This is a genomic window from Klebsiella sp. 141153, assembly GCF_032601995.1.
GTDB lineage: Bacteria > Pseudomonadota > Gammaproteobacteria > Enterobacterales > Enterobacteriaceae > Klebsiella > Klebsiella aerogenes.
Map to the genome: position 1 here is coordinate 207,314 of NZ_JAQIRJ010000003.1, position 13,453 is coordinate 220,766.

The 13,453-nt window shown below is 57.9% G+C and carries 14 protein-coding genes; 7 read left to right on the forward strand and 7 right to left on the reverse strand.

The window, feature by feature from the left end; genetic code table 11:
- Position 1: 1 nt before the first annotated feature.
- Positions 2-412, reverse strand: a complete 411-nt coding sequence (locus PGS10_RS06835; protein WP_015369792.1) for a protein YgfX — start codon at positions 410-412, stop codon at positions 2-4.
- Entirely contained in the window at positions 393-659 is a 267-nt protein-coding gene (gene sdhE, locus PGS10_RS06840) for an FAD assembly factor SdhE (protein WP_015369791.1), read from the reverse strand. The genes PGS10_RS06835 and sdhE overlap by 20 nt, the downstream gene beginning before the upstream one ends.
- A 223-nt stretch (positions 660-882) precedes the next feature.
- Here sdhE and ygfZ point away from each other — a divergent pair, with 223 nt between their 5' ends.
- Entirely contained in the window at positions 883-1,866 is a 984-nt protein-coding gene (gene ygfZ, locus PGS10_RS06845; RefSeq protein ID WP_015369790.1) for a tRNA-modifying protein YgfZ, read from the forward strand.
- A 149-nt stretch (positions 1,867-2,015) separates the two neighbouring features.
- Here ygfZ and trhA read toward each other — a convergent pair whose 3' ends face one another.
- Positions 2,016-2,675, reverse strand: coding sequence for a PAQR family membrane homeostasis protein TrhA (gene trhA / locus PGS10_RS06850; protein ID WP_008806429.1), 660 nt, complete (start codon positions 2,673-2,675; stop codon positions 2,016-2,018).
- A 164-nt stretch (positions 2,676-2,839) separates the two neighbouring features.
- Entirely contained in the window at positions 2,840-3,151 is a 312-nt protein-coding gene (gene yqfB, locus PGS10_RS06855; RefSeq protein ID WP_316422620.1) for a N(4)-acetylcytidine aminohydrolase, read from the reverse strand.
- Positions 3,152-3,201: 50 nt separating this feature from the next.
- Here yqfB and PGS10_RS06860 point away from each other — a divergent pair, with 50 nt between their 5' ends.
- The 6 genes from PGS10_RS06860 (at position 3,202) to PGS10_RS06885 (ending at position 9,132) form a co-directional block, all read left to right on the forward strand.
- A complete protein-coding gene (locus PGS10_RS06860) occupies positions 3,202-3,930 on the forward strand; it encodes a MurR/RpiR family transcriptional regulator (RefSeq protein WP_213316681.1) in 729 nt (242 codons plus the stop codon).
- Between the two features lie 119 nt (positions 3,931-4,049).
- Entirely contained in the window at positions 4,050-5,483 is a 1,434-nt protein-coding gene (gene bglA / locus PGS10_RS06865; RefSeq protein WP_032712496.1) for a 6-phospho-beta-glucosidase BglA, read from the forward strand.
- A gap of 124 nt (positions 5,484-5,607) precedes the next feature.
- Positions 5,608-5,967 (forward strand): copper resistance protein, encoded by a 360-nt coding sequence (locus PGS10_RS06870; protein WP_015369786.1) that lies wholly within the window; start codon positions 5,608-5,610, stop codon positions 5,965-5,967.
- Between the two features lie 49 nt (positions 5,968-6,016).
- Positions 6,017-8,026, forward strand: a complete 2,010-nt coding sequence (locus PGS10_RS06875) for a protein-disulfide reductase DsbD family protein (RefSeq protein WP_316422622.1) — start codon at positions 6,017-6,019, stop codon at positions 8,024-8,026.
- 1 nt (position 8,027) lies between these two features.
- On the forward strand, positions 8,028-8,639 hold the full coding sequence (locus PGS10_RS06880; protein ID WP_045392001.1) for a DsbA family protein: 612 nt from the start codon (positions 8,028-8,030) through the stop codon (positions 8,637-8,639).
- Entirely contained in the window at positions 8,629-9,132 is a 504-nt protein-coding gene (locus tag PGS10_RS06885) for a protein disulfide oxidoreductase (RefSeq protein WP_316422624.1), read from the forward strand. The genes PGS10_RS06880 and PGS10_RS06885 overlap by 11 nt, the downstream gene beginning before the upstream one ends.
- 109 nt (positions 9,133-9,241) lie before the next feature.
- On the opposite strand, the gene PGS10_RS06890 is transcribed toward PGS10_RS06885, so the two are convergent.
- The 3 genes from PGS10_RS06890 to gcvH form a co-directional block, all read right to left on the reverse strand.
- Positions 9,242-9,985, reverse strand: coding sequence for an SDR family oxidoreductase (locus PGS10_RS06890; protein WP_316422626.1), 744 nt, complete (start codon positions 9,983-9,985; stop codon positions 9,242-9,244).
- A gap of 60 nt (positions 9,986-10,045) precedes the next feature.
- Positions 10,046-12,919, reverse strand: coding sequence for an aminomethyl-transferring glycine dehydrogenase (gene gcvP / locus PGS10_RS06895; protein WP_316422627.1), 2,874 nt, complete (start codon positions 12,917-12,919; stop codon positions 10,046-10,048).
- Positions 12,920-13,043: 124 nt separating this feature from the next.
- Entirely contained in the window at positions 13,044-13,433 is a 390-nt protein-coding gene (gene gcvH / locus PGS10_RS06900) for a glycine cleavage system protein GcvH (RefSeq protein ID WP_023290979.1), read from the reverse strand.
- Positions 13,434-13,453 lie beyond the last annotated feature (20 nt).

The window sequence follows — 13,453 nt, forward strand, 5'->3', positions numbered from 1 at the left end:
GTTAGTCGTGCGCCGGCTTTTGCAGCACCAGCCGGCGCAAATCCCGCCATTCCCCCGCATCCATGCTATCCGCCGCCACCCACAAATGCTGGCTACGGCCGGTTTCCGCATGCTTCAGGCGCAGCAGCATCCCGCTGCTGATAACCCATGGCGTCCCGACGATATCCCATTCCGTTTTTTGCCACCGTAAACGGGAGTCGATTAACAGCTTAATTTCTCCCTGGCAGGCGTGGATCCGCCGCTGGCTGCGCACGCAGTCAAACACCACCAGCGATAGCAACAGGAGCCAAATCGGGGTGTAGCTTAACGGCCAGGGCATGAGCAGCACTATCGCCGCCACCACCCCGTGCAGCAGCAGCGAGAACCACTGCGAACGCCAGGAAATACGTAAATCAGATTGCCACAGGACCACGTTCCCGATTCCGAGTCTGGATTAAATTTATCATCCGTTGAAGTTGCGCATCAGCCGGCTTGCCGTGATTCATCAGCCAGTTAAACAGATCCGGATCATCGTTCTCCAGCAAACGGATGAACAGGCGCTTGTCGTCATCGCTGAGCGTGTCGTACTCATACTCGAAAAACGGCATGATGGAGATATCGAGTTCGCGCATACCGCGGCGGCATGCCCAGTGGATGCGAGCTTTGTTGTTAATGTCCATGTTGTCCTTCCAGCATCAAGATATAGCTTAGTTTAACCCTTTTTAGGCACTTACTTTACAGTAATATCGCCTTGTGCGAGCAGCATTCCATAAAAGCCCAAAATCCGGTTGGCTATTCACCGCATCCTGAGGGCACAAATGGCTTGCCGAAAGCGCTTGCATTGCACCATAGCTCTTTTACCATTAGTCATTCACTCTGCGTTAAGCTATTCAGGATATGACTATGGCTTTTACACCTTTTCCTCCGCGTCAGCCCTCTTCTTCCGCTCGTCTGCCGTTAACGCTGATGACGCTGGATGATTGGGCGCTGGCGACGATTACCGGTCCGGATGGCGAGAAGTATCTGCAGGGGCAGATCACCGCCGATGTCAGCCATTTAACCGCCGATCAGCATCTGCTTGCCGCGCACTGTGATGCCAAAGGCAAAATGTGGAGCAACCTGCGCGTCTTCCACCGCGACGGCGGTTTCGCGTGGATTGAGCGCCGCAGCCTGCGCGAAGCGCAGCTGACCGAACTGAAAAAATATGCCGTCTTCTCCAAAGTCACCATCGCCGCAAACGACGATCTGGTCCTGCTGGGCGTGGCCGGTTTCCAGGCGCGCGCCGCGCTGGCTCCATTGTTCGCCGCGCTGCCGGACGCTGGTAAACCGGTGGTCACCGAAGGCGTGACCAGCCTGCTGTGGTTTGAACATCCTGCCGAACGCTTCCTACTGGTGACCGATGCCGACACCGCCAACCGGGTGACAGACGCGCTGCGCGGCGAAGCGCAGCTTAACAACAGCCAGCAGTGGCTGGCGCTGAACATCGAGGCCGGTCTGCCGGTTATCGACAGCGTAAACAGCGCGCAGTTCATTCCGCAGGCGACCAACCTGCAGGCGCTGGGCGGAATCAGCTTTAAGAAAGGCTGCTACACCGGCCAGGAAATGGTCGCCCGGGCGAAATTCCGCGGCGCCAATAAACGCGCGCTGTGGACGCTGGCGGGTACTGCCAGCCGGGTGCCGGAAGCCGGGGAAGATCTGGAGCTGAAAATGGGCGACAACTGGCGCCGCACCGGTACGGTGCTGGCAGCCGTACAGTTGGATGACGGAAGCCTGATGGTCCAGGTGGTGATGAATAACGATATGGAACCGGACAGCGTGTTCCGCGTACGTGACGATGCCGGCAGCCTGAGCATCAAACCATTGCCGTATTCGCTGGAAGAAGATTAAGAACAGTTCCCGGCTTGCGGCGCTTGCGCCTTAGCCGGGCTACCAGCCTGCAGAATATCGTAGCCACGGTAAGCGCAGCGCCACCGTGGAATTTCCAGGCCGCAGAATATCGTCGCCACGGTAAGCGCAGCGCCACCGTGGAAGTTAAATCAGGACTGGCCGACGTAAAGATAAATCGCCAGGAAGTGACACACGCTGCCGCCGAGCACGAAGCCGTGCCAGATAGCATGGTTATAAGGAATACGTTTGCAGACGTAGAAGATGACCCCCAGCGAGTACACCACCCCGCCAACCGCCAGCAGCGTTACCCCGCCCACCGCCAGCTTCACCGCCAGTTGATAGACCACGATAAGCGACAGCCAGCCCATCGTCAGATAGGTCACCAGCGACAAAATTTTAAAGCGGTGCGCGATTGTCAGTTTAAACAGGATCCCCAGTAGGGCCAGGCTCCAGATAACAATCATCAGCCCCTTTGCCAGCGGCGAATTCAATCCCACCAGCAAAAATGGCGTGTAGGTTCCGGCAATCAGCAAGTAGATGGCGCAGTGGTCGAATTTCTTCAGCCACTGTTTCGCCCGCTGATGCGGGATAGCGTGATAGAGCGTGGAAGCGAGGAACAGCATAATCATGCTGCCGCCGTACAGGCTGTAGCTGGTGATCGCCGTCGCGCTGGCGTTCGTGTCTACCGCCTGCACCAGCAGCAACACGAGGCCGACAATACCGAACACCAGCCCGATCCCGTGACTGATGCTGTTGGCAACTTCCTCTGCCAGAGAATATCCCTGAGTGATTAATGGTTTGCGAACCATATTTTGACTCCGTGAAAACAAGAACGCTTTCATTGCCCACTTAGGTTAACTGAGAATGATTCCAGTGAACACCTGTTAGCTAAAATAAAACGATGTATATTTGTAAATACATTAAAATCATAATGTTACAAGAATATTTCAACTAACAGCTGTGCTGGTTTTATTTAAAGGCTTTTGAATTCAATAACATAAAACCGATCTTCCGCAGGATAGATTTCCCTGATGACCTGCCGCAGCTGTTCGAGGGTCATATTCTCTTGTTGAGCATGCTGTTCAGTTAGCGTGTCGAGCGTCACCGTCGAGGTCGCGGTAACGGCGATAGTGCAAAAGTAGCCGTCATCTTCATAACGTCCGACGCGCAGCACATCACCGGGCTTAAAGTGCGACTCCGCCGCATCGCGAATGGTGATCGTTTTGCGCCCGGCGAGGATGTCGTCCTGAAAACGCTGAAAAAAGGTAATGTCATTAGCCTGCATGGTATAATTCCGTCCTGGTCTTTATGAATTGTGAGTTCGCCACTGTGAGTATGTTCTCCCACGCCGCTGTCGCCAGTCTCAATAATCTTGAGATGATGGTCTACCACTACGTCATTAAGAATCGTGACAAAGTGATGTACATGACTATTCGCGAACTGGCCGAGGCCGCCGGGGTCTCCACCACTACCGTGTTGCGCTTCTGCCGCAAACTGCAGTGCGAGGGCTACTCTGAATTTCGCGTACGTTTTAAATTATATCTTGAGCAGAATGAGCCTCAACAGGCAAATATCGGCGCCAGCGAAATAATGAGCTTTTTTAAAAGCGTCAATAATGACGAGTTCGATGAATTGCTCGAACAGGCCGTCGATATTATTCTCTCCTCCGAGCGTATTATTTTCGTCGGCGCCGGTACCTCTGGCGCACTGGCGAAATATGGCGCTCGCTTCTTTTCTAATGTCGGGAAATTCAGCAACCATATTGACGACCCTTATTTTCCGGTCACCAATGATATGGCCCGCAACGCGCTGGCGATTGTGCTTTCCGTCTCCGGCGAAACCGAAGAAATTCTTCGCTTTGCCAGCCAGTTCAGCCTGCATCACTGCAAGGTGATGTCGATTACCAGCCATGAGCATTCGCGGCTGGCGAAACTGGCTGATTTCAATCTCTCGTGGCACGTGCCGCAAACGCGCATCGGCGGCGTTTACGATATTACAACGCAGATCCCGGTGATATATATTCTCGAAACCCTGGGGCGTAAATTAGCGCGCAAAATCGGCTAAAAGTAACAGCCTGTTTTTTTGATGTAACATATTACCTTTAGCGGGATTTGTTATATCGTGACATTCAATTTCGCTTTGCTAGACTCAATCGCAATAGTGATTCATAGAGATTAGCAAAGATGAAAAAATTGACTCTTCCCAAAGACTTTTTGTGGGGCGGCGCGGTCGCCGCGCATCAGGTTGAAGGCGGCTGGAATAAAGGCGGCAAAGGCCCCAGCATCTGCGATGTGTTGACCGGCGGGGCGCACGGCGTGCCGCGCGAAATCACCCAACAGGTCGAGGCGGGTAAATATTACCCTAACCATGAAGCGGTTGATTTTTACGGCCACTACAAAGAAGACATCAAACTGTTCGCCGAGATGGGTTTCAAATGCTTCCGCACCTCTATTGCCTGGACCCGCATCTTCCCGCAGGGCGACGAAACTCAGCCGAATGAAGAAGGGCTGAAATTCTACGATGACATGTTCGATGAACTGCTGAAGTACAACATCGAGCCGGTAATCACCCTTTCCCACTTTGAAATGCCGCTGCATCTGGTCCAGCAGTACGGCGGTTGGACCAACCGCAAAGTGGTCGATTTCTTTGTGCGCTTCGCCGAAGTGGTCTTTGAGCGCTATAAGCACAAAGTGAAATACTGGATGACCTTTAACGAGATCAATAACCAGCGTAACTGGCGCGCGCCGCTGTTCGGCTACTGTTGCTCCGGCGTGGTCTATACCGAGCATGAAAACCCGGAAGAGACCATGTACCAGGTGCTGCATCACCAGTTCGTCGCCAGCGCGCTGGCGGTGAAAGCGGCGCGTCGTATCAACCCGGAAATGCAGGTCGGCTGCATGCTGGCGATGGTCGCCCTCTACCCTTACTCCTGCAAACCGGAAGATGTCATGTTCGCCCAGGAATCGATGCGCGAACGCTATGTCTTTACCGATGTCCAGCTACGCGGTTACTACCCGAGCTATGTGTTGAATGAATGGGAGCGCCGCGGCTTCAACATCAAGATGGAAGACGGCGACGCGCAGATCCTGCGTGAAGGCACCTGCGCCTATCTCGGCTTCAGCTACTACATGACCAACGCGGTGAAAGCCGAAGGCGGCACCGGCGATGCCATTTCCGGCTTCGAAGGCAGCGTGCCGAACCCGCACGTGAAAGCCTCCGACTGGGGCTGGCAGATTGACCCGGTTGGCCTGCGTTACGCCCTGTGCGAACTGTATGAGCGCTACCAGAAGCCGCTGTTTATCGTGGAAAACGGCTTTGGCGCCTACGATAAAGTAGAAGCCGACGGCAGCATCAACGATGACTACCGCATCGATTATCTCCGCGCCCACGTCGAAGAGATGATTAAAGCGGTGACTTATGACGGCGTCGATCTGATGGGCTATACCCCCTGGGGCTGCATCGACTGCGTCTCCTTCACTACCGGCCAGTACAGCAAACGCTACGGCTTCATCTACGTCAATAAACACGATGACGGCACCGGCGATATGTCCCGCTCGCGCAAGAAGAGCTTTAACTGGTACAAAGAAGTCATCGCCAGTAACGGCGAGAATCTGTAATTGACCGCCCTCTCCCGGCCGGGAGGGGGCAAATCACTTATCCGCCAGACACTTCTTTACAGCTTTACCATTGCTAAAACGCGTTCGCCCGATAAGATAGGCCTCGTGAATATTTGAGGCGACCATGATTAAGCGACAACGCAAAGCCATTCTTCTTGTACTCCTTGCCTGCCTGGTGGTGCTGATCTGCACCGCCCAGAGAATGGCGGGGATGCATGCGTTGGTGATGAACGTCACGGCCGCCAGCCAATCCGCCCAACCTGGCCCGGATAATGCCGAGGCGCCGGTCTCCCCCTGCGAACTCAGCGCCAAGTCGCTGATGGCCGTTCCGCCGATGCTGTTTGAAGGGGCGCTACTCGCTATCGCCCTGCTGCTGGCGGTGCTGGCGGCGATCCCGCCGCGTATCGAGCGTATCTGGCCTCCCCGCGTCATTTCTCCCCCCCGATTGCGGGTGCATCTACGATTATGCGTCTTCCGTGAGTGATTAATTCTCCTGACAGCTCAGGTTAATTTATTACTTACGGAGAAAATTTATGTTTATGGTATTCAGGCGACTGCTGGTCTGCCTGCTTTGGCTATGGCTGCCCGTCAGCCAGGCTGCCGATAGCGGCTGGCTCCGCGTCGCCGACAATCAACACGCCAGCGTGCGCCTGCGGGCGCAAAGCGAAAGCAATGGCGACACCCGCCTGCTTTTAGACGTAGCGCTGGAAAAGGGCTGGAAAACCTACTGGCGTTCGCCGGGCGAAGGCGGCATCGCGCCGGCTATCGCCTGGCACACGCCGCTGGAGGTTAACTGGCGTTGGCCGACGCCGCAACGCTTCGACGTCGCGGGTATTTCCACTCAGGGGTATCACGGCGACGTCAGCTTCCCGATGACCCTGCGCGGCAAAATACCGCCGACGCTTAGCGGCGTACTGACGCTCTCTACCTGCAGCAATGTCTGCATTCTCACTGACTACCCCTTTTCGCTGGATATGACGGCTCCGGCGGGGGAGCGTTTTAATTACGATTTCACCCGCGCGATGGGCACGCTGCCCCTGCGCGACGGTCTCACCTCGGAGCTTAGCGCCAGCTACGTCAGCGGTAAGCTGACGGTAACCGCCCGCCGCGATGCCGGCTGGCAGCAGCCAGCGCTGTTTATCGACAGCATGGAGGATGTCGATTTCGGTAAGCCGAGTTTTACCAGCCACGGCGATACGTTGACCGCCACCGTACCGGTCACCGATAGCTGGGGCGAAGCGGCGCCGGACCTGAGCGGCAAAACGCTGTCGCTGGTGCTGGCCGATAGCGGCCAGGCGCAGGAAAGCCATATCGCCATCGCCGCCGGCAGCGCCGCGCCGGGGCTGGCGTTAGGCTGGGTGCTGCTGATGGCGCTGGCCGGCGGGCTAATCCTCAACGTCATGCCGTGCGTGCTGCCGGTGCTGGCGATGAAACTCGGCTCGCTGGTGCAAACCGAAGGTCGCGAACGCGGCGCGGTACGGCGGCAGTTCCTCGCCTCGGTATGCGGGATCGTTGTCTCTTTCCTGGCGCTGGCGCTGATGATGACCGCGCTACGCTTAGGCAATCAGGCGCTCGGCTGGGGGATCCAGTTCCAGAACCCGTGGTTTATCGGCGCGATGGCGCTGGTGATGGTGCTGTTCAGCGCCAGTTTATTAGGGCTGTTCGAAATCCGTCTCTCCTCCAACGCCAGTACCTTCCTCGCCACCCGCGGCGGCAACGGCTTAATGGGCCATTTCTGGCAGGGCGCCTTCGCCACTCTGCTGGCGACGCCCTGTACCGCGCCGTTCCTCGGCACCGCCGTTTCAGTGGCGCTGGTGGCGCCGCTGCCGCTGCTGTGGGGTATTTTCTTCGCCATGGGGATCGGCATGAGCCTGCCGTGGCTGCTTATCGTCGCCTGGCCGGGTCTGGCGCAACGTCTACCTCGCCCGGGTCGCTGGATGAATCATCTGCGGGTGGTGCTGGGGTTGATGATGCTTGGCTCAGCGCTATGGCTGGCCAGCCTGCTGACGATCCACATCGGCCGTACGCCGGTGCTTACCCTGCTGGTGATTCTGGCCATCGTCCTGCTCCTGGCCACCGCCTGGCGCTACCGCTGGCGTACGGCGCTGCGCGCGGGCGCTCTGGCCATCGTAGCGGCGGGCGCCGTCGTCTTTGTCGCCCAACAGGACGGCCAGGGCCCGCGCCGCGACCGGGTTAACTGGCAGCCGCTCAGCGAGCAGGCTATCGCCAGCGCCCTTGCAGAGCATAAGCGGGTGTTTATTGATGTCACCGCCGACTGGTGCGTGACCTGTAAAGCCAATAAATACAACGTGCTGCTGCGCGATGACGTCCAGCAGGCGCTATCAACGCCAGATGTGGTCGCCTTACGCGGCGACTGGAGCCGCCCCTCCGCCGACATTAGTCAGTTTTTAACCGCTCGCGGCAGCGCCGCGGTGCCGTTTAACCAGATTTACGGACCGGGATTGCCGCAGGGACAGATTCTGCCTGCGCTGTTAGACCGCGAACAACTTCTCGCCACCCTGTCCGCCGCTAAAGGAAAATAACATGAGAGCTATCACCGCCTTATTGCTGCTGTGCGTATCGGCCTTCAGCTTCGCCGCCCCGGAGCAAGAACCGCAATCGAACGGTAATGACCAGTTAGCCCAACTGCTGTTTAACGATCCGAACAGCCCGCGCACCGGCGCGAAAGCGCCGAAGCTCACGATCGTCTCGTTTACCGATTACAACTGCCCTTACTGCAAACAGTTTGATCCGATGCTGGAAAAAATCGTCCACGATAATCCGGACATCCAGCTCATCGTTAAGCTGCTGCCGTTTAAAGGACAAAGTTCAGTGAATGCCGCTAAAGCCGCGCTCTCCACCTGGCGTCAACAGCCAGATAAGTTCTGGGCGCTGCATCAGCGGCTGATGGCGAAAAAAGGCTATCACGATGACGCCAGCATCGCCGCCGCGCAGAAGAAAACCGCCACCGATAGCGTGAATATTGATGACAAGACCATGGATTCGCTGAAAATGAACCTGATTTTGTCGCAGGTGCTGAATATTCAGGGCACCCCGGCGACCATCATCGGCGATCAGATGGTGGCCGGCGCAATCCCTGCTGATGAGCTGGAGGGGCTGGTGAAAGAACAGCTGGCGAAAGCCCGTGGCCAGTAAAATCAGGCGCTGGCTGCGCGAGCTGGCGGTGTGGCTGCTGATTGGCGCGGCGGTGAGCCTGGCGGTGGATTATTTTCGCCAGCCCGCACTACCGCAAAACTTCAGCGCCACATCGCTGCAGACACTCGACGACAGGACGCTGGATCTGGACGCTATGAGCCAGCAAAAGCCGCTGCTGCTGTACGTCTGGGCGACCTGGTGCGGAGTTTGTCGCTATACCACGCCGTCGGTGGCATCGCTTGCCGCCGACGGCGGCAATGTGCTGACGGTAGCCCTGCGTTCCGGCGATAACGCCACGCTGGAGAAGTGGCTGACCAGGAAGAAAATGGCGCTGCCGACGGTGAATGATCCGAGCGGCCAGCTGGCGCGGCAGTGGGGCGTGCAGGTGACGCCAACGCTGGTGTTCATTTCTCAAGGCGAGGTGAAGTCGGTCACCACCGGCTGGACCAGCAGTTGGGGAATGCGCCTGAGGCTGTGGCTGGCCTCCTGGTAGACCGTCGGGCTACGGGTACGCATCGTTAGGTAGCCCGGATAAGGCGTAGCCGCCATCCGGGAAGGTTACCCGGCAAGCGAAGCGCCGCCGGGCAATAGACATCTACGGGTTATTTACCGCCCGCCAGTTCGAGGAAACTGCCCGTCACATACGACGCTTTGTCGCTCAGCAGCCAGGCAATGGCCTGAGCGACCTCTTCCGGCTGGCCGCCGCGCTGCATCGGTAGCGAACTTTTCACCCGGTCCACGCGTCCCGGTTCGCCGCCGGAGGCGTGCATCTCGGTATAAATCAGCCCCGGACGCACGCCGTTTACCCGAATCCCCTGCGCCGCCACCTCCAGCGCCAGCCCGGTGGTCAGGGTATCTACCGCCCCTTTCGACGCGGCATAGTCAACGTACTCGCCCGGCGCGCCAAGGCGCGACGCCGCCGACGAAACGTTAACTCTCGCCCCGCCCTTGCCGCCATGTCGATGCGACATGCGCTTTACCGCCTCGCGACAGCAAAGAAAGTATCCGGTGACGTTGGTGGCCAGCACGCGGTTAATACGCTCGGCGCTCAGGCTCTCTACCGTACATTGGGTAAACAGGATCCCGGCATTGTTGACCAACGCCGCCAGCGGTTCGCCCATGCGGTCAACCGCCTCAAACATCGCCATCACCTGCGCTTCATCGCTGATATCGGCCCGCAGCGCCGTGGCTTTGCCGCCAGATTCAACAATGGTATTGACCACTTCGGTGGCGGCTTTAATGTTGTGATGATAATTAACCGCGACGGTATACCCTTCCTGCGCCAGCAGCAGCGCCGTCGCCCGGCCTATGCCGCGGCTCGCGCCGCTAATCAGAGCTATCGCCATACCTTCCCTCCAAAAAATAAAGGCGCCGCAGCGCCTTTAAAAGTTTAGCTAATTCACCACTTACTGGTATTCGCTCATCGGGACGCAGGAGCAGAACAGGTTACGGTCGCCGTACACGTCATCCAGGCGTTTCACCGTTGGCCAGTACTTGTTGTGCAACCCAGCCGGGAATACCGCCAGCTCGCGGCTGTACGGATGGTTCCACTCGCTTACCAGCTCGCCCTGGGTGTGCGGCGCGTTCACCAGCGGGTTATCTTCCAGCGGCCATTCACCGGCTTTAACGCGATCGATTTCCGCGCGGATCGCCAGCATGGCGTCAATAAAGCGGTCCAGCTCTACCTTGCTTTCCGATTCTGTCGGCTCAACCATCAGCGTCCCGGCAACCGGGAAGGACATGGTCGGCGCATGGAAACCAAAGTCGATCAGGCGTTTAGCAATATCCAGCTCGCTAATGCCGGTCTCTTCTTTCAGCGGACGAATATCGAGAATACATTCGTGCGCCACGCGACCGTCTCGGCCGGTATACAGCACCGGATAAGCATCTTTCAGACGAGTAGCGATATAGTTGGCGTTGAGAATCGCGTTCTGGCTCGCCTGTTTCAGTCCTTCCGCGCCCATCATGCGGATATACATCCAGCTGATCGGCAGGATGGAAGCGCTGCCGAACGGCGCGGCGGAAACCGCGCCCTGACGGGTCAGCATGCCTTCAATCTGTACCACGCTGTGGCCCGGTACAAACGGCGCCAGGTGCGCTTTCACACCGATAGGACCCATACCCGGGCCGCCGCCGCCGTGCGGAATGCAGAAGGTTTTATGCAGGTTAAGGTGCGAAACGTCTGCGCCGATAAAGCCCGGAGAAGTGATCCCGACCTGGGCGTTCATGTTGGCGCCGTCGAGGTAAACCTGGCCGCCGAACTGATGCACTATCTCGCATACTTCACGGATGGTCTCTTCATACACGCCGTGGGTCGACGGATAGGTGACCATGATGCAGGAGAGATTCACCCCTGCCTGCTCTGCTTTTTCACGCAGATCGGCAAGATCGATGTTGCCGTTTTTATCGCAGGCAACCACCACCACCTGCATACCCGCCATCTGCGCGGATGCCGGGTTGGTGCCGTGCGCGGAGCTTGGGATCAGGCAGATATCGCGATGGCCTTCGTTGCGGCTCTCGTGATAGTGGCGAATCGCCAGCAGGCCAGCATACTCGCCCTGCGCGCCGGAGTTCGGCTGCATACAGACGGCGTCATAGCCGGTCAGTTTCACCAGCCAGTCAGAAAGCTGGGCGATCATCTGATGATAACCTTCCGCCTGCTCAACCGGGCAGAACGGGTGCAGCTCGGCAAATTCCGGCCAGGTGATCGGGATCATCTCCGCCGCGGCGTTCAGTTTCATGGTGCAGGATCCCAGCGGGATCATTGCCTGGTTCAGCGCCAGATCTTTACGCTCCAGCGCGTGCATGTAGCGCATCATCTCGGTTTCGCTATGGTAGCGGTTAAACACCGGATGGGTGAGGATCGCATCGTCGCGCAGCATCGCCGCCGGGATCGAACGGCTATCCAGCGCCACGTCTTTATCCAGGGTATCGATATCCAGACCGTGATCGTCGCCAACGATGGCGCGGAACAGATTCAGCACATCTTCGCGGGTGGTCGCTTCATCGAGCGTAATGCCAACCGCGCCGTGAATATCGCTACGCAGGTTAATCTGCAGCGCTTCGGCACGCGCCAGCACCGCGGCTTTATCCGCCACTTCGACGCAAAGGGTGTCGAAGTAGTGCGCATGGCGCAGCTTCAGCCCTTTCTTCTGCAGGCCGTCGGCCAGAATGTCGGTCAGGCGATGAATGCGGCCAGCGATACGTTTCAGGCCCGCCGGGCCGTGGAAAACCGCGTACAGGCTGGCGATGTTGGCCAGCAGGACCTGCGAGGTACAAATGTTGGAGTTCGCTTTCTCGCGGCGGATGTGCTGCTCGCGAGTCTGCATCGCCATGCGCAGCGCGGTATTACCCGCCGCATCTTTCGATACGCCGATAATACGGCCCGGCATGGAGCGTTTGAATTCATCTTTCGCCGCGAAGAAGGCCGCGTGCGGGCCGCCATAGCCCATCGGCACGCCGAAACGTTGCGCGGAACCGAAGACAATATCGGCGCCCTGCTTGCCCGGCGCCGTCAGCAGCACCAGCGCCATAAAGTCAGCGGCGACGCTGACAATCACTTTGCGCGCTTTCAGCTCGGCGATAAGTTTACTGTAATCGTGGATTTCACCGGTGGTGCCAACCTGCTGCAGCAGCACGCCAAAGACATCCTGGTGATCGAGCACTTTGTCGGCGTCATCGACAATCACGTCGAAGCCGAAAGTTTCCGCGCGGGTGCGAACCACGTCCAGGGTTTGCGGATGGACGTCGGCGGCAACGAAGAAGCGGTTGGCGTTCTTCAGTTTGCTCACGCGTTTGGCCATCGCCATTGCTTCGGCGGCGGCGGTGGCTTCATCAAGCAGCGAAGCGGAAGCGATATCCAACCCGGTCAGATCCAGAGTGACCTGCTGGAAGTTGAGCAGCGATTCCAGACGGCCCTGGGATACTTCCGGCTGGTAAGGGGTGTAGGCGGTATACCAACCCGGGTTTTCCAGCATGTTGCGCTGAATGACCGGCGGCAGCTGCACGGCGGTGTAGCCCATGCCGATGTAAGACTTGAAGCGCTTGTTGCGACCGGCGATCGCCTTCAGCTCCGCCAGCGCGGCGAATTCGGTAGTCGCGTCGCCCACCTGCGGTGGGGTCGCCAGCTGGATATCCTGCGGCACAATCTGGCCAATCAGGGCGTTAAGCGAATCCGCGCCGACGGTCTTCAGCATCTCTTGCTGCTGCTGAGCGTCCGAGCCAATGTGACGTTCAATAAAGGCGTCGCGGTTTTCAAGCTGACTTAAAGTCTGAGTCATGAGCGATGGTTCCTGAAACGTGCGGTGAATGTGTTTTCTCCCTCTCCTTTTGGGAGAGGGCTGGGGTGAGGGTATTATCGGTTCCCCTCACCCTTCCCTCTCCCACAGGGGAGAGGGTAAAGGCTTACTCGTCTTCTAACAGAGCTTCATAGGCGGTCGCATCCAGCAGCGCGGCAACCTGCGCTTCGTCGCTGGCTTTGATTTTGAAGATCCAGCCGTCGGTATACGGGTCGCTGTTGACCAGTTCCGGAGAGTCGTTCAGCTCTTCGTTGACGGCAACGATTTCACCGCTAATCGGCGCGTAGATATCGGAAGCCGCTTTCACGGATTCGGCAACGGCGCAATCGGCGCCCGCTTCAACGGTGGCGCCCACTTCCGGCAGGTCAACGAAAACCATGTCGCCAAGCAGCTCCTGCGCGTGCTCGGTGATCCCAACGGTATAGGTGCCGTCCGCTTCTTTACGCAGCCACTCGTGTTCTTTGCTGTATTTCAGTTCTGCTGGTACGTTGCTCATCAATTCATCTCCAAAAAAGG

What these genes read in the sequence shown, in the direction of transcription:
- yqfB (WP_316422620.1), bottom strand. Translation starts at nt 3,151, where the DNA reads ATGCAGGCTAATGACATTACCTTTTTTCAGCGTTTTCAGGACGACATC.
- ygfZ (WP_015369790.1), top strand. Translation starts at nt 883, where the DNA reads ATGGCTTTTACACCTTTTCCTCCGCGTCAGCCCTCTTCTTCCGCTCGT.
- PGS10_RS06860 (WP_213316681.1), top strand. Translation starts at nt 3,202, where the DNA reads ATGTTCTCCCACGCCGCTGTCGCCAGTCTCAATAATCTTGAGATGATG.
- gcvP (WP_316422627.1), bottom strand. Translation starts at nt 12,919, where the DNA reads ATGACTCAGACTTTAAGTCAGCTTGAAAACCGCGACGCCTTTATTGAA.
- PGS10_RS06870 (WP_015369786.1), top strand. Translation starts at nt 5,608, where the DNA reads ATGATTAAGCGACAACGCAAAGCCATTCTTCTTGTACTCCTTGCCTGC.
- sdhE (WP_015369791.1), bottom strand. Translation starts at nt 659, where the DNA reads ATGGACATTAACAACAAAGCTCGCATCCACTGGGCATGCCGCCGCGGT.
- gcvH (WP_023290979.1), bottom strand. Translation starts at nt 13,433, where the DNA reads ATGAGCAACGTACCAGCAGAACTGAAATACAGCAAAGAACACGAGTGG.
- PGS10_RS06875 (WP_316422622.1), top strand. Translation starts at nt 6,017, where the DNA reads ATGTTTATGGTATTCAGGCGACTGCTGGTCTGCCTGCTTTGGCTATGG.
- bglA (WP_032712496.1), top strand. Translation starts at nt 4,050, where the DNA reads ATGAAAAAATTGACTCTTCCCAAAGACTTTTTGTGGGGCGGCGCGGTC.
- PGS10_RS06880 (WP_045392001.1), top strand. Translation starts at nt 8,028, where the DNA reads ATGAGAGCTATCACCGCCTTATTGCTGCTGTGCGTATCGGCCTTCAGC.
- PGS10_RS06890 (WP_316422626.1), bottom strand. Translation starts at nt 9,985, where the DNA reads ATGGCGATAGCTCTGATTAGCGGCGCGAGCCGCGGCATAGGCCGGGCG.
- trhA (WP_008806429.1), bottom strand. Translation starts at nt 2,675, where the DNA reads ATGGTTCGCAAACCATTAATCACTCAGGGATATTCTCTGGCAGAGGAA.